The sequence below is a fragment of the Pseudomonas sp. Z4-20 genome, assembly GCF_051131955.1.
GTDB lineage: Bacteria > Pseudomonadota > Gammaproteobacteria > Pseudomonadales > Pseudomonadaceae > Aquipseudomonas > Aquipseudomonas marvdashtae.
The window spans coordinates 2,841,115-2,856,541 of the sequence record NZ_CP071641.1; the positions used below are offsets into that span (position 1 = coordinate 2,841,115).

The following is a 15,427-nucleotide window of genomic DNA, read 5'->3' on the forward strand; positions in this document are numbered from 1 at the left end:
GCGCAACCCGCGGCTCGCCGCAGTGCGCAGGTTTCAGGATAGGGCGGGGATGTTGCAGTTCACTGACAGGTACGGCGGCTAACCTTCGTGCAGACGGTATTGCGCCGGCAGTTGCGCGATGAATTCGTCGACCACCTCCCGCGTCAGGCTGACGATGTCTTCAACCCGTTCCATGCCGGCGCCGGTCCGCCAACTGGCAATGATGTCCATCACCGACGGCAGCGGCACGCCGTCCACCAGGGTCAAGGTGCCTTGGCTCAGCTCGCCCACCACCAACGCCGCCGGCATGGCGCCGATACCAAAGCCGTCCCGCACCAGGCGGGTGATGGCCGAAGCCGAATTCACGCAGTTGATGCGCGGCGAGACGACGTTGGCCGAGTGCAGCATGTTCAGGAGGTCCTGGTGCGGCCGTGAGTTGCGCGAAAACGTCACCACACGTTCCTGGGACAGATCCTCCAGGGAAGCGTAGTGCCGGTCATACACGGAGCCGGTACGCGCCACCCAATGCATGGGATAGCGCGTCAATAGGGTGTTGCGCACGCTGTCCAGGCGCAGGATGTCGGTCTGGAAAATGATGTCCTGGTAGCCTTTTTCCAGCTGCGAGCAGAGGTTACTCGCGGTGTCGGCGGTCAGCTCGATTTCCAGCGCCGGGTAGCGCTCCATCAGCCGCGTCACCAAGGGGCTTAGCCAGGTGTGGATCACCGTGTCCATCGCGCCAATGCGGATCCGCCCGCGCACTTGGCGCGGATCCTTGATCACCGCTTTCATGCTCTGCATGGTGTCCATGATGCGTTCGGCGTATTCCAGCACCCGCTGGCCTTCGGAGGTCAGCGACACGCCCTTTGAATCGCGCACGAACAGGCGCACGCCCATTTCATCTTCCAGGGCCGCGATCCGGCTGGAAATGGACGCCTGGGTGGTGAACAGCTTTTCCGCCGTGAGGCGAAAGCTCTTGAGGCGGGCGACCCAGACGAAGGTTTCGAGAAACTTGATATTCACTGGGGCGCTACCTCGCGGCGGTCATGGGCATTCAAGCCGGGCCCCGAACGGAGCCGAGGGGATTGATCAGGTGTTGGATCGATAACTGAGCGGTGTTCATCGCGTGTCCTTCAGGTTGAAAATCTGCCTCGTTCGATTTTACAACTCACTGTTCCACAGGTCCGTCACCAGCATGCAACCCGGCGCGTGGGTGATGCACAACGGCGGACGAGACGCCTGGACCACCGATTGGGGCGTTACACCGCAGGCCCAGAACACCGGTATTTCATCTGCTTCCACCGGCACCGCATCACCGTAGTCCGGCGCGTCCAGCGAATGAATGCCGATCAGCGCAGGGTCGCCGATGTGTATTGGAGCGCCGTGGACGTTGGGCATGCGCCCGGTGATCTGGATCGCCTGGATCGCCGCGGCGGCTTTCATCGGTCGCATGCTCACGACCATTTTGCCCGATAGCCGCGCGGTCGGGCGGGTATCAATGTTGGTGCGGAACATGGCGACATTACGCCCCAAGTCGATGTGCCTCAGACGGATACCGGCCTCAAGCAGCGGTTGCTCGAAGGAGAACGAGCAGCCGAGGGCGAAGGCCACCAGGTCATCCTGCCACAGGTGTTCGATGTCCAGCGGTTCTTCGCTCAGTTCGCCGTGACGGAACAGCCGATAGCGGGGCACCTCATGGCGGATATCGATGGGGACGCCCAAGTTGCGCAGGAACGGGTCGCCGGGTTCGCTCACGTCCAGCACTGGGCAGGCCTGGCGATTGAGTGTGCAGAACCGCAAGAATTCGTTGGCCCAGTCACCCGGCAGGATCACGATATTGGCTTGCACCCGACCCTGACCCAGGCCGCTGGTATGACCGTGGTATCGACCGGCTGCGATGTTCTGGCGCAGGGCTTGGGGCGTACAGGGCTGCAATTGCTCGAATGACAGGGCGGATGGACTCATCTGGGGATCTCCATGGTTCCTTTTCTAATGAACCCTTTTAGAAAATCAGCGCGGCGGCGTCCAACAAGGAAAATCAGTACCCCCCGACAAATAAAAGTTATTCGACGCTCGACAGACCGGGCGCCGCTACGCCAGACGAAGGTTTCGAGGAACTTGAGGCTCATGGGCTTCTCTTGGATTGATCGTTCTTATGATTGCAATTGTTACTCCAGCTCAGGCCTGGGCGGGCATCAAATTTTCTTATGCCCAAGCGTGCCCTTTTCCCGTTTGACGCGCTGATGCGCCGCTGGGAAGAATCCGCCCCACGACGCCCCGCCAGGCGCGTCGTCCCCACGACACTGCCCCACACAATAAACGAGGTGCGTACGCCGTCCCCGAAGGGACCGCTCGTGCTCAGAAAAAGGAGCACCCCCATGTCCCGTTTCATCGCGATTTGCTGGCGCGTCACACCGCCCGGCACCTTGCTCGGCCTCGGCCTGCTCGGCGCGCCGATAGCCCACGCCGACTTCTCAGGCGACAGCAAAGCCAGCCTGGAGGCCCGCAACTTCTACTTCAACCGTGATTTCAGGCAAGAGGGCGCGCGGGACAAGGCCGAAGAGTGGGCGCAAGGCTTCTTGTTGCGCATCGAGTCGGGGTACACCGCCGGCACCTTGGGTTTTGGCCTGGGCTGACCTTCATGACCCGCTACATCAGCGGCGACAACGTCCAGCGCAGCGCCGCCGGCGACGGCAAGGAATGGGAACGCAACACCGACATCGCCTATGTCATCCAGGACGGCACGCTGAAAGGGCTGGGTTTGAAATGGCGCAATGCAACGGTGCGCTCGAACTTCGGCAATGACCTGGATGAGAACCGGCTGATTGTCAGTTACACGATGGCGCTGTGGTAACGCCCCGCTGGGCCACCGTCACGCCTTGACCCAGCGCTGGCGGCTCCAACTGCTCAATGTGTCGACGGTGAAGACCAGCACCAACATGGCCAGGATCACCGTGCTGCCTTGGGCTTCCTGGAACAGGCTGAGGCTGACATAGAGCATCTGGCCCAGGCCCCCGGCACCGACGAAACCCAATACGCTGGCCATGCGGATATTGTTTTCCCAGCGGTACAGCGTGTAGGCCAATAGCTGCGGCATCAGGTTGGGCAGGGTGCCGTAGCAAAAAGCCCAGAGCGCGCTGCCGCCTTGCAGGCGAATGGCGTCGGCGGCTTGTGGCGGGGTGTTTTCCAGCGCCTCGGCAAACAGCCGGCCGAGCACGCCGACCGTGTGCAAGGCCAGTGCCAGCGTGCCGGCATTGGGGCCGAGTCCCGCGGCGAACACCATCAACGCCGCCCACACCAGTTCCGGCACCGCGCGCAACGCGTTCAGCAACAGGCGCGACGCGCTTTGCAGGGGCCAGCCAAGTCGCCCGGCGGCAGGCAGCGCCAAGGCCAACCCCAACACCGCCGCGAGCAGCGTGCCAACAGCAGACATGGCGATGGTTTCCAGCGCGCCGTGGCCGACCGCCTTCAGATAGGCCGGGCTCAGGTCGGGGCTGAGGAAGCGTTGCGCATAAGCGGCCATCTGCTTGAGATTGGTGTTGTCAGCCAACGCCGCCAGGTCGATGCCCAGGTACGCAAACGAGGCAACGACTGCCGCGCCAATGCCCAGCATCATCAACGTGTTGAGCAAGCGATTCATGCCAGCCTCCAGCGCAGCAGGCGACTGAGCTGATCGGCAAGCAGCACCAGTGCCAGGAACATCAGGAGCAGGCTGGCGACTTCTCCGCCGGCGAACATGCGCAACGACAGGTCCATTTGCTGCCCCAGGCCACCCGCACCAACGAAACCCATCACCACCGAGGCGCGAACGGCGCATTCCCAGCGATACACGGTGTACGACAGCAGCTCGGCGGCGACGTTAGGCAGGATCCCGTAGCAGAATGCCGCGAGCCGGCCGCTACCGGCCTGCATCAACGCGTGGGCCGGCCGCTGGTCGACCGACTCGTAGATTTCCGCGTAGACCTTGCCGAGCATGCCGCTGTAGGTAATGGCGATGGCCAACACACCGGCGGTCGGGCCCAGGCCGACGGCCCGGACAAAGAGCAAGGCCCAGACGATTTCCGGCACGCTGCGCAGGAAAATCAGCAGGCCGCGTATCGGCCAACGCAGCCACTGGCCCCATTGACTGGGCCTACCGGCACGGTACGCAGCCGACAATGACAAGGCGCGGCTGGCCAGCAGGCTGGCCGGAACCGCAAACAAAAGCGCCAGGGCCATACCGGCGGTGGCGATCGCCAAGGTCTGCAACGTGGCTTGCAGCAACATCTCGACGAACGCCTCGTCATGGGCCGGCGGCCAGAACGCGGCGACGAACCGGCCCATTTCGCTCTGGCTGTCGCTGGCCAGCAGCACGCCAAGGTTCAATTCGCTGAATCGCAGGCCCGGCCACAACAGGATTAGAGCCAAAAGGCCCATAAGCAGGCGAGGGCGGGCGGCCGGATCCCGGGAGTCACGCTTCAGCATCGGGGGATCTGCACGCTCGAGGATGGCGGTGGACTCGACAAGGACGCCAGTTGGTCATTGGCATACAGCGTGTCGAGCTGCTTGCGGTCGACCGCTTCGGCCGGCAAATCGAAGAGAATCTGGCCGTCTCGCAAGCCAATGATCCGGGAGAAATGTCCGAGGGCCAGCTCCACCGCATGCAAGCTGGTAACCAGGGTCACGCGATGTTCCCGGGCATGTTGGCAAAGCACCGACAGGGTGTGTTCGGCCAGCACCGGGTCCATCGCCGATACCGGCTCGTCCGCCAACAGCACCTCGGGCGCCTGGTACAGCACGCGGGCGATGCCGACCCGCTGCAGCTGTCCGCCGGACAACTGCTGGCATTGCGCGAACAGCTTGTCGTTCAGGTCCAATCGGGCCAAGGCCGCCCGCGCACCTGGAATATCCAGCGGATGCAGCAGGTTCAGCAGGCTCTTGCCCATGCCCCACTGGCCCAGTTTGCCGGCCAGCACCGCCGTGACCACGCGCTGGCGCGGGGGCAGGGGCGGCGCCTGATGGATAAGACCGATGCGCGCGCGCAAGCGCTGACGCTGACGCGCCGAGAGTTCCCAGGCTGACTCGCCCAACACCTGAACCTCACCCTGAGCCGGGCGCAGGGCAGTGGCCAGCACATTGAGCAAGCTGGATTTGCCAGCGCCCGACGGGCCGATGATAGCGACCTGTTCGCCCGCGCCGATGTGCAGGTCCACGCCACGCAGCGCCTGGGCGCCGTTGGCGTGAATCACGCTGGCCTGGGTCAGACGCAATGTCATTTGAGCAGGTCGGCGGCGCGTGCGGCTTCTTCGATGCCCTTGTAGTTTTCCGGCTTGGTTTCGATGAAGCGGCTGGCGGCTTGCAGGTCGAGGATTTCCTTGTCCTTCGGGTTCGCCGGGTCGAGCGCCAGGAACGCTGCCTTGATCTTGGCTGCCAGCGCCGGGTCGAGGGTGCCGCGCACGGTCCAGTTGTAGTCGAAGTACGCCGGGGTGGTGGCAAAGACCTTGACCTTGTTGGTGTCGACCTTGCCGGCAGCCACCAGTTTGTCCCAAACACTGGCGTTGAGCACACCGGCATCGACCTTGCCCGCCTGGACCCAGGCAGCGGTCGCGTCATGGGCGCCCGAGTAACCTACACGGCTGAAATAGCTTTCCGGCTTGATCCCGTCCTTGAGCATGAAATAACGCGGCATGAGGCTGCCCGAGGTGGACGAGATCGAGCCGAAGGCAAAGCTCTTGCCCTTGAGGTCGGCCAGGGACTTGACGGCGGGATCGGCGGTGATGAACTTGCTGGTGAACTGCGCATCTTGTTCACGTTGCACCAAGGGAATGGCGTTGCCGGTCTTCAGGCGTGCCTGCACGAAGGTGAAACCACCCAGCCAGGCCAGGTCGATCCGGTCGGTGGCCAGCGCCTCGACCACGGCGGGGTAATCACTTACCGGTATGAATTCCACTTTCATGCCAGTCTGTTGCTCCAGATAGGCACCCAGTGGCTTGAATTTGCGCAGCAGTTCGGTCGGCGCTTCATCGGGGATCGCGCTGACCTTCAAGGTGTCGGCGGCCTGGGCCAAAATGGAGCTAAAGGACAGGGTCAAACCGACGGCCAGGGCCAGGGTACGCTTGAGCATGAAAATCTCCGGTGCATGAAGGCAGGAATATTCAAGCGCCAGGCATCGGCCTGGCGCAGTGTGAGGGTAGACGAATAGAGGCGATTTTGATCGTTTCTACCGACCAGGTAAATCTCGCTGAATCGCAGTGCCGGGATCGTACAAGGTCAAACCCGTGATGCAAGCGGTTCTTTGAAGGAATTCGTTACCGCCCGAATACACAATTTTTCACCACGGCTGCAGGTTACCCATTCATTATTTATAGTCGCTTGCCCCATCACCTTTCTGGAGCGTCAACAACATGCTCAGCGCCGAGCTGAAGTCTTTCCACATGGTCGCTCGCCTGGCCAGCGTCACCCAGGCGGCGAAGAAGCTCGGGCTCAGCCAGCCGACGGTCACCACGCAGATACGCAACCTGGAAGCCCAGTACGGCGTGGAGCTGTTCTTCCGGGGAGGCCGGCGCCTGACGCTGAGCGATGAAGGCGCGCAGTTGTTGCCGATGGTGCAGAAGCTGTTGCAGCAGGAGGCCGACATCGATTTTTTCCTGCGCAACAGTGGCCAGGTGCAAGGCACGCTGCGCATTGGCGCCACCGCCCCTTATTACGTGCTCGATATTATCAAGGGCTTTCGCGAGCAGTTTGCGCTTTGCGAAGTGACCCTGGAGATCGGCAATTCGCTGCAGGTCATCGAGGCGCTGGAGGAGTACCGCGTGGACCTGGCTGCGTCCTCGCAACTGGTCGAGGACGCGCGTCTGACGCGGTTGGTGTTGGGGCATGACCCGTTGGTGCTCGCCGTACACCGCAGCCACCCACTTGCCAGCCATGATCGTGTGCCGCCGAGCGCCCTGGCCGGGCACTGCCTGCTGATGCGTGAGAAAGGCTCGACCACCCGCACACTCACCACGGCGCTGCTGGAGGCGGGCGTGGCGACAGGCCCGTTGTTGGAGATCGGCAGTCGCGAGTCTATTCGCGAAGCAGTCCTGCGCAACATCGGCGTCAGCATCATCGCGCGTCATGAAGTGCCGGAGAACCCGCAGCTCAAAGTCGTTGAACTGGAGGGCGCGCCTTTGATTGCGGAATACCTTTACTGTTTGAAAGAGCGCCGCCAGGCCCGACTGCCCTCGGCATTCCTGGAGTTGGCACGAGCGACAACCGGCGCCTGAACCCGCTACGCAAATTTGCCGATGGCACTATCGGCAGCTTTTAGCCAACTGCCATCAAGCTTTCGTACTGCCTGCCTACCATGACTCTCGTCGAGCTGACAGCTCATCGAGGTTACGTCATGACAAGCACACGCTCCGTAGACATGCAGATTCGCGACATCCATAAGGGTTTCGGAGCCTTCCAGGCGCTGGATGGGGTATCGCTGGATATCGCCGCGGGTGAACTGGTGTGCTTGCTCGGGCCGTCCGGCTGCGGCAAGACCACGCTGCTGCGCTGCATCGCCGGCCTGGAGCGGCAGGACCGTGGGACGATCATGATTGGCGCCCGGGATGTCTCGACCCTGGCGCCCCAGGCGCGTGACTACGGCATCCTTTTTCAATCTTATGCGCTGTTTCCCAACCTGACGGTGGAACAGAACATTGGCTACGGCTTGGCCGGTAATAGCCACGAGACGATTCGCCGGCGGGTCAACGAAATGCTCGACCTCGTCGGGCTGTGCGGCAGCGAGAAAAAATACCCGGGCCAGCTCTCGGGCGGACAGCAGCAGCGAGTCGCCTTGGCCCGTGCCTTGGCCCCGGCGCCGTCGTTGCTGCTGCTCGACGAACCGATGTCGGCCCTGGATGCCCGGGTACGCGAACATCTGTGCAGCGAGTTGCGCCAGCTGCAAAAACGCCTGGGCGTCACCACGTTGATGGTCACTCACAACCAGGACGAAGCGATGTTGATGGCTGACCGCATCGCGGTGATCAATCAGGGGCGCGTTGAACAATTTGCCAGCGCTCAACAGATCTACCGCGCACCGGCGACTGCCTTCGTCGCCGACTTTGTCGGGCAGGGCAACTGGCTGCCCTTCGAGCGCGGGCAGGATGGCCAGGTGCGCGTCGGCGGGCACCGCCTCAACCTGCATGGGGCTGACGCACGCCGCAGCGGACGACTCTTCTGCCGCCCGGAAGCGGTACGGATCAACCCGTCGACGCCGGAAGACAATCTGTTCGATGCACAATTGCGTGAGCTGACCTTCCTCGGCAATCGCTGCCGCTTGAGCTTTGAGCTGGACGCGTTGCCGGGCCACACGCTGCTGGCGGAGCTGGAGCCACACGCCATGGCGCAGCTGACCCATGCGCCGCTAAAAGTCGCGCTGCCGTCCCACAGCCTCCAGGTGTTCAGCTGATATGGAAGGCACGATGACCATCAAGCCGGCCGTGTTGCAGCCACGCCAAGTACCCGGTGATCTGGCAGACCGGGTGTTCATTCGCGGCGGGCAATGGCTGCTTCTGCTATTGCTGGTACTCGCGGTACTGCTGCCTTTGCTCGCCATGCTGTGGCGTGCTTTCAGCGGGGACGCCAGCCAGGGCGGCGGCCTGCAGTCGGCGCTGAGGTTGTTCACCAGCGCCCATTTCCGTTGGCTGATGGGCAACAGCCTGACGGCTTCGCTGACCGTCGCGGCAATCGTTGTGCCGCTGGCCTACGCCTTCGCCTATGCCTTGCAGCGCACCTGCATCGTGGCCAAGCCGTTGTGGCGAGGCATTTCGCTGCTGCCGTTGCTGGCACCATCGATGTTGCCGGGCATTGCGCTGATCTATCTGTTCGGCAACCAAGGGCTGTTGCGCGGTTTGGTGACCGACAATATCTACGGGTTCTGGGGCATCGTCCTCGGGCAAGTGATCTACACCTTTCCCCATGCGTTGATGGTGCTGATGTCGGCTTTGGCGTTGGCGGACGCGCGCTTGTTCGATGCCGCTGCGAGCATGGGCGCCTCGCCATCGCGAGCCTTTCGCAGCATCACCTGGCCCGGCAGCCGCCAAGGTGTGTTCGCGGCCTTCTGCCTGGTGTTCACCCTGTGCATCACCGATTTCGGCGTGCCCGTCACGGTCGGCGGTGATTACCAAGTGCTTGCATTGGAAGCCTACAAGGCTGTCGTTGGCCAACAGCAATTTGGCCGAGGGGCGCTGATCGGCGTGGTTCTGCTGCTGCCGGCGTTACTCAGCTTTGCGGTGGACGCGTGGCTGCGTCGTCGTCAGCGCGACACCCTGAGCGGTCGAGCACAGGTTTATCAGCCGTCGCCGTCATGGGGCAGGGACGCTGCCTTCCTGAGCGTAACGGCCCTGATCTGCTGCGCGCTGATCGGCGTGTTCGGCATGGCGGTGTACGCCTCACTTGTGCAGTTCTGGCCGTACGACCTGTCGTTGTCGCTGGAAAACTATGCCTTTTCCGAGCTGCCCGGCGGCTGGCTGGCTTATCGCAACAGCCTGTTACTGGCGCTGTGCAGCGCCTTGTTCGGCAGCCTTCTGATCTTCACCGGCACTTACCTGATCGAGAAAACCCGGCAGAGTCCGCTGACCCGGATCCTGCGCTTGCTCAGCTTCGTGCCAATGGCCGTGCCCGGCCTGGTGCTGGGCCTGGGCTACGTATTTTTCTTCAACGTGCCGGGCAATCCGCTGAACAGTTTATACGGCAGCCTCGCCCTGCTGGTGGTTTGCACCGTCGCCCACTTCTTGACGACCGCGCACATGACCGCAAGCACGGCCCTGCGGCAGCTCGACGACGAATTCGAAGCCGCGGCGCTGGCGCTCAAAGTGCCGCTGGCTCGCCACTTTCTGCGGGTGACGTTGCCCATGTGCCTGCCAGCGCTGCTCGACATCATCCGTTATCTGTTCGTGTCAGCGATGACCACCGTCTCGGCGGCGATCTTTCTCTACAGCCCTGACAGCGTCCTGGCCGCAGTGGCCGTGCTGAACATGGACGACGCCGGCAATGTCGGCGGGGCCGCCGCGATGTCCACGCTGATCCTGCTGACCTCGGCCGGTGTGTCGCTGCTGCTCGCGGCACTCTCGCGCCGGCTGGTGCGCCGTTCCCAAGCCTGGCGCCAGCTGGCACCGGGTCTTTGAAATCTTGGAGATAGTCATGCATTACCAAACCCCTACACACCTGCAGGCGGCCATTCTCGATTGGGCGGGCACTGTGGTGGACTTCGGTTCGTTCGCGCCGACGCGGATCTTCGTCGAAGCCTTCGCCAGCTTCGACATCGAGATCAGCCTGCAAGAGGCGCGTGGCCCGATGGGCATGGGCAAATGGGATCACATTCGTGCCTTGTGCAATCAGCCGGTGGTGGCTGAACGTTTCCATCGCCGCTTCGCACGTGCGCCGAGCGACGAGGACGTGACCGCGATCTACCAACGCTTCATGCCGCTGCAGATTGCGAAAGTCGCCAACCATTCAGACCTGATCCCCGGCGCATTGGACAGCATTGCTGCGCTGCGCCAGCGCGGTCTCAAGATCGGCAGTTGTTCCGGGTATCCCAGGCAGGTGATGGACAAGGTTGTCGAACTGGCCGCGGCCAAGGGTTATCGACCCGATCACGTGGTCGCCACCGATGACGTTCCCAAGGGGCGGCCAAGCCCGGCGCAGGCGCTGGCCAATGTGATTGCCCTGGGCCTGGACGACGTCGCGGGCTGTGTGAAGGTCGACGACACCGAACCCGGCATTCTCGAAGGGCGCAGGGCAGGGATGTGGACCGTGGCGCTGCGTTTTTCCGGCAATTTCCTCGGCCTCGACTGGGAGCAGTTCCAAGCCCTCTCGGCGCAACAGTTGGCGACCGAGCGTAGCCGCATCGACGGTTTGTTTGCTGCCTGCCGCCCGCATTATCTCATCGACACCATTGCCCAATTGCCCGCCGTGATTGACCAGATCAACGCGAAGCTGGCCCGCGGCGTATTGCCGTCCCATACCTGAAAGCCCACTGACTGACACGGAGCAGTACCATGTCCAAACGCATCACCTTGGCCGCTGGCTTGCTGGCCGCCTGTACCTTCCAGGCCCGGGCCGATACTGAACTGACTGTCTATACGGCCCTCGAAGTCGAGCAGCTCAAGGCCTACAAGCAAGCCTTCGAGCAGCAGAACCCGGACATCGAGATCAAATGGGTGCGCGACTCCACCGGCATCGTCACCGCCAAGCTGCTGGCAGAGAAGGATCGCCCGCAAGCCGATGTGGTCTGGGGACTCGCCGGCTCCAGCCTGGCGATTCTCAAGCAACAGGGTTTGCTCGATACCTACAGCCCGGCGAATCTCAACCAGATCGCCGCCAACTATCGGGATGCCGATACACCGCCAACTTGGGTCGGCATGGACGTCTGGGCCGCCGCGATCTGTTTCAATACGGTGGAAGCACAGAAGCAGGGCCTGCCCAAGCCCACACGCTGGGAAGACCTGGCCAACCCGGTGTACCAAGGCAAAATCGTCATGCCCAACCCGGCCTCGTCGGGCACCGGTTACCTGGATGTCAGCGCCTGGTTGCAAACCTTCGGCGAGGCCAAGGGCTGGGCCTACATGGACAAGTTGCACGCCAATATCGGCCAGTACACGCATTCCGGCTCCAAGCCCTGCAAGCTGGCGGCCGCCGGCGAGTTCCCCATCGGCATTTCGTTTGAGTACCCGGCCATCCAGCTCAAGCGCAAAGGCGCGCCCCTGGACATCGTGCTGCCCGCTGAAGGCCTGGGCTGGGAAATCGAAGCCACCGCCATCATCAAAGGCACCCAACACTTGGACGCCGCCAGGAAACTCGCTGATTTCTCGGCCAGCCGCGAGGCCATGGAACTGTACAAAGCCAACTTCGCCGTCCTGGCACAACCGGGCATCGCCGAACGTTTGCCGGAGCTGCCGGCGGACTACGAACAACGGCTGATCCGCAACGATTTCGCCTGGGCATCGGGGAACCGCGACAGGGTGCTTGCCGAGTGGCGCAAGCGTTACGACGGCAAGTCAGAACCCGTCGCCAAATAGCGTTCTGTAATGCCTGTCGCAGGCCCGGCGGTGTCGAGCGGGCCTCATAATATCGATCGTTTCCAAGGAGTTTTCATGTCTGAGCACGACTGCGATCTGCTGATCGTCGGCGCTGGCATTCTCGGGTTGGCCCATGCTTGGGCGGGTGCCAAGCGCGGCCTCAAGGTCAAGGTGTTCGAGCGCAGCCATACGCCGCTGGGCGCCTCGATTCGCAACTTCGGCCAGGCGTTGGTCGGCGGCCAGGCGCCGGGCATCATGCTGGACCTGGCACGGGAGGCGAACGGTTTATGGAAGACCCTGGGGCAGGGGGCCGGGCTGCATATGCACCAACAAGGCTCACTGTTGTTCGCCCGCACTGAGGTCGAAGAAGCATTGCTCGAGGCCTTCGTGAACGGGCGGGGCGCGACGTTGGGCTATCGCACCGAACTGCTGCGTGGCGAGGCGCTGGCGGCACTCTATGGCGGCCGTTTTGCCCACCATCGCGCGGCGCTGCTCGGCCTGGATGATCAGCAGTTGTATTCCCGCGAGGCGCTTGCGCAGATTGTCGATTACCTGGGCGCCTTGGGTGTCGAATTCCACTTTTCGACGCTGGTGCGCGATGTCCAGAGCAACTGTGCGTTAACCAGTACCGGACGCTTTACCGCGCGGCACATTGTCGTGTGCTCAGGCCATGACTACCAGACGCTGCTGGCCGAGCAAATCGCCGCGCTAAAACCGCAGGTGTGCGGACTTCAAATGCTGCGCGTCCGCCCACATCGGCCCTTGGCGTTGCGACATGCATTGCTCACAGGACTGAGCTGCGTGCACTACGGCGCCTTCGCCGATCTGCCTGAAGCGCAGGCCATCCGCGCGCAGATCCGCACGAACCATCCGGAGTTGGAGACGCATGGCATCCATTTGCTCATCAGTCCCACACCGCACGGCGATCTGATCATCGGCGACTCCCATGTCTACGGCAGCGACATCTCGCCGTTCAACGCCGAGCAGGTGGATCGGATTCTGATCGATCTTGCGCAAGATACCCTGGGCGGCCAAATCGAAGTACTGGAACGATGGCAAGGCGTGTATGGCGCGCGCGGACCTGGGCCGTTCAGCGTGCTCGCAGCCGCGCCGGGGGTTACCGCTGTGCTGATGCACACCGGGTTGGGGATGAGCGTGGGCCTTGCGCTTGGCGAGCGCACCGTTGCGGCCTTGCTGGGGGAAGCTCGCCCGCACAGTTCGGCGGCGTGATCTCAAATGCGCTACAAGGGGGGCCGTGCAGCGGCCCCCAACGTGGCTGACTTCAATACACCTGGGGCACGATCAGTTCAGGTGGCGTGGGGCTGCGGGAATAGTCTTCTTGCCTGACGCGCTGTGGCAGTTCGATTACCGGCAGCTCTACCTCTTCATAGGCCATCTGCCCAAGAAGATGATTGATGCAGTTGAGCCTGGCTTTCTTTTTGTCATCGGCCTGTACCACCCACCAAGGTGCTTCGGCAATGTGGGTGCGTTCAAGCATGATTTCCTTGGCCTTGGTATAGGCTTCCCACCGCCGGCGCGACTCCAGGTCCATGGGGCTGAGTTTCCACTGCTTGAGCGGATCATGGATGCGACTCAGAAAGCGCAGGTGCTGTTCCTGGTCGGAAATGGAGAACCAGTATTTGATCAACTGGATGCCGGAGCGAGCGAGCATGCGTTCGAACTCCGGCACGGTACGGAAAAACTCTTCGTACTGATCTTCGTTGCAAAACCCCATCACTTGTTCCACACCCGCACGGTTGTACCAGCTACGGTCGAACAGTACGATTTCGCCCGCCGCCGGCAGATGCGAGACGTAGCGCTGGAAGTACCATTGGGTACGTTCGCGGTCATTGGGGGCGGGCAGGGCGGCGACCCGGCAGACCCGGGGGTTCAGGCGTTGGGTGATGCGCTTGATGACGCCGCCTTTGCCGGCGGCATCCCGTCCTTCGAACAGGATCACGACTTTGTGGCCCGTCTTGACCACCCAGCTTTGCAGTTTGACCAGTTCGCCTTGCAGGCGGAACAGCTCGCTGAAATACAGCCGCCGAGCATCCTTCTCAGTGCCTTCCGTTACGTGCTCATCGAACAGCGCATTCAGGTCGTGCCCGTCTTCGGACAATTCCAGTTCCAGCTCTTCGTCACTGTGATCAAGCAGCTCACGGTGGATGCGCTGTATCAAGGTGTCTGGTGCAGAGGACATAGAAGGGGGCTCGCGGATTGAGGATGGCAAAGTGTTAGGCGAAATTTGTTACGAACCCATTACATCGGAATGCTTTGCTGCGGTAACCGGAGGCTTGCCATTGAGCTTTCATGAAAACGTAACAAAACTGCTGCAGAGTTCGGGAGCCCGTAATCACAAGGTGTCCCTTAATGAAAAGTTTGATGAAGTCTGCTGCGCTCGCCATTGCGGTTTCTCTGTGTGCCACCTCGGCGTCCTTCGCAGCAGAGAATGTCCGTCTGACGGGTTCCGGGGCGAGTTTCCCTGCGCCGATCTATCTCACCTGGTTCAAGGATTTCAGCAAGAAATCCGACGGTGTCACCGTTGATTACCAATCCAAGGGCAGCGGCGCGGGCGTACAGGACTTCCTGAACAAAACCGTCGATTTCGCCGCCAGTGACTCGGCAATGAAAGATGAAGATATCGCCAAGGTCGCCGAAGGCGTGCAGTTGCTGCCAATGACCGCTGGGGAAATCGTGCTGGCCTATAACCTGCCGGGCAATCCCAAGGGTCTCAAGCTGCCACGCGACGTATACTCGAACATTTTCCTGGGCAAGATCACGCGCTGGAACGATCCGCAGATCGCTGCCGCCAACCCGGACCTGAAACTGGCCGATACGCCGATCACGGTAGTCGTGCGTGCGGACTCCAGCGGTACGACCGCGGTGTTCACCAAGCACCTGGCAACCATCAACCCTGACTTCAAGCAGGCGCTGGGCGAGGGCAACACCGTCAACTGGCCGGCCAGTGACAAGTTCATCAAGTCGCCGAAAAACGATGGCGTCACCGCTACTGTGCGTCAAACCCCGGGCGCGATTGGCTACATCGAATACGGCTTCGCCAAGTTGGCCAAGGTCGACTTCGCCCAACTGCAGAACAAGGCCGGCAAATACGTCGTGCCGAACGCCGAAAGCGGTGCCGAGGCCCTGGCTGCGGTGAAGATGCCGGAAAACCTGGTGGCCTGGCTGCCGGATCCGGACGGTGCCAAGTCCTACCCGATCACTTCCTACACCTGGATGATCTTCCGCAAGGACAATGGCAACCCGGCCAAGGCCAAGGCCATGCGTGAAATGGTCGAATACAGCCTGACCGAAGGCCAGAAGATTGCCGATTCGATGGGTTACATCCCATTGCCGCAATCGGTCGTCGAGCAGGTTCGCAAAGCCTCCGCCAACATCCAGTAATGCCGTGAGGTCTCTCCCGGTGT

Annotated in this window: 14 protein-coding genes and 2 pseudogenes; 9 read left to right on the top strand and 7 right to left on the bottom strand. The window is 62.1% G+C overall.

All coding sequences use genetic code 11. The features are described 5' to 3' along the window. Positions 1 to 78: 78 nt before the first annotated feature. Together J3P82_RS12940 and J3P82_RS12945 are read right to left on the bottom strand one after the other, a co-directional pair. Entirely contained in the window at positions 79 to 999 is a 921-nt protein-coding gene (locus J3P82_RS12940) for a LysR family transcriptional regulator (protein WP_434563640.1), read from the bottom strand. Positions 1,000 to 1,137: 138 nt separating this feature from the next. Beyond that, positions 1,138 to 1,941 carry a putative hydro-lyase gene (locus tag J3P82_RS12945; protein WP_434563642.1) on the bottom strand — a complete coding sequence of 268 codons (804 nt, stop codon included), beginning with the start codon at positions 1,939 to 1,941 and terminating at the stop codon, positions 1,138 to 1,140. A 413-nt stretch (positions 1,942 to 2,354) separates the two neighbouring features. Between J3P82_RS12945 and J3P82_RS12950 the strand changes: the two are divergent. Together J3P82_RS12950 and J3P82_RS12955 are read left to right on the top strand one after the other, a co-directional pair. Next, positions 2,355 to 2,539, top strand: a pseudogene (locus J3P82_RS12950) (OprD family outer membrane porin); the annotation flags it as partial. A gap of 43 nt (positions 2,540 to 2,582) precedes the next feature. Beyond that, positions 2,583 to 2,830: pseudogene (locus J3P82_RS12955) on the top strand (OprD family outer membrane porin); the annotation flags it as partial. An 18-nt stretch (positions 2,831 to 2,848) separates the two neighbouring features. Here the strand turns inward: J3P82_RS12955 and phnE are convergent. The 4 genes from phnE to J3P82_RS12975 are packed head-to-tail and all read right to left on the bottom strand — an operon-like array spanning position 2,849 to position 6,079. Further along, entirely contained in the window at positions 2,849 to 3,616 is a 768-nt protein-coding gene (gene phnE, locus J3P82_RS12960) for a phosphonate ABC transporter, permease protein PhnE (protein ID WP_434563644.1), read from the bottom strand. Then, positions 3,613 to 4,440, bottom strand: a complete 828-nt coding sequence (locus J3P82_RS12965) for a PhnE/PtxC family ABC transporter permease (RefSeq protein ID WP_434563646.1) — start codon at positions 4,438 to 4,440, stop codon at positions 3,613 to 3,615. Before J3P82_RS12965 ends, phnE begins: the two co-directional genes overlap by 4 nt. Beyond that, entirely contained in the window at positions 4,434 to 5,231 is a 798-nt protein-coding gene (locus J3P82_RS12970) for a phosphonate ABC transporter ATP-binding protein (RefSeq protein ID WP_434563648.1), read from the bottom strand. Before J3P82_RS12970 ends, J3P82_RS12965 begins: the two co-directional genes overlap by 7 nt. Then, positions 5,228 to 6,079 (bottom strand): putative selenate ABC transporter substrate-binding protein, encoded by an 852-nt coding sequence (locus tag J3P82_RS12975; protein WP_434563650.1) that lies wholly within the window; start codon positions 6,077 to 6,079, stop codon positions 5,228 to 5,230. Before J3P82_RS12975 ends, J3P82_RS12970 begins: the two co-directional genes overlap by 4 nt. Before the next feature lie 280 nt (positions 6,080 to 6,359). Here J3P82_RS12975 and J3P82_RS12980 point away from each other — a divergent pair, with 280 nt between their 5' ends. The 6 genes from J3P82_RS12980 (at position 6,360) to J3P82_RS13005 (ending at position 13,232) form a co-directional block, all read left to right on the top strand. Next, a complete protein-coding gene (locus J3P82_RS12980) occupies positions 6,360 to 7,220 on the top strand; it encodes a LysR substrate-binding domain-containing protein (RefSeq protein ID WP_434563652.1) in 861 nt (286 codons plus the stop codon). Positions 7,221 to 7,339: 119 nt separating this feature from the next. Next, positions 7,340 to 8,392: a putative 2-aminoethylphosphonate ABC transporter ATP-binding protein gene (locus tag J3P82_RS12985; protein WP_434563654.1), complete on the top strand. Its 1,053-nt coding sequence runs from the start codon at positions 7,340 to 7,342 to the stop codon at positions 8,390 to 8,392. A 13-nt stretch (positions 8,393 to 8,405) separates the two neighbouring features. After that, positions 8,406 to 10,109 (top strand): putative 2-aminoethylphosphonate ABC transporter permease subunit, encoded by a 1,704-nt coding sequence (locus J3P82_RS12990; protein WP_434563656.1) that lies wholly within the window; start codon positions 8,406 to 8,408, stop codon positions 10,107 to 10,109. 16 nt (positions 10,110 to 10,125) lie between these two features. Next, a complete protein-coding gene (gene phnX / locus J3P82_RS12995) occupies positions 10,126 to 10,953 on the top strand; it encodes a phosphonoacetaldehyde hydrolase (protein WP_434563658.1) in 828 nt (275 codons plus the stop codon). A gap of 29 nt (positions 10,954 to 10,982) precedes the next feature. Next, positions 10,983 to 12,002, top strand: coding sequence for a putative 2-aminoethylphosphonate ABC transporter substrate-binding protein (locus J3P82_RS13000; RefSeq protein WP_434563660.1), 1,020 nt, complete (start codon positions 10,983 to 10,985; stop codon positions 12,000 to 12,002). A gap of 75 nt (positions 12,003 to 12,077) precedes the next feature. Continuing rightward, complete coding sequence (locus J3P82_RS13005; RefSeq protein ID WP_434557200.1) at positions 12,078 to 13,232, top strand: TIGR03364 family FAD-dependent oxidoreductase; 1,155 nt, start codon at positions 12,078 to 12,080, stop codon at positions 13,230 to 13,232. A 52-nt stretch (positions 13,233 to 13,284) separates the two neighbouring features. Here J3P82_RS13005 and ppk2 read toward each other — a convergent pair whose 3' ends face one another. Next, a complete protein-coding gene (gene ppk2, locus J3P82_RS13010; RefSeq protein WP_434557201.1) occupies positions 13,285 to 14,202 on the bottom strand; it encodes a polyphosphate kinase 2 in 918 nt (305 codons plus the stop codon). A 170-nt stretch (positions 14,203 to 14,372) separates the two neighbouring features. Here ppk2 and pstS point away from each other — a divergent pair, with 170 nt between their 5' ends. Then, positions 14,373 to 15,404: a phosphate ABC transporter substrate-binding protein PstS gene (gene pstS / locus J3P82_RS13015; protein WP_434557202.1), complete on the top strand. Its 1,032-nt coding sequence runs from the start codon at positions 14,373 to 14,375 to the stop codon at positions 15,402 to 15,404. Positions 15,405 to 15,427 lie beyond the last annotated feature (23 nt).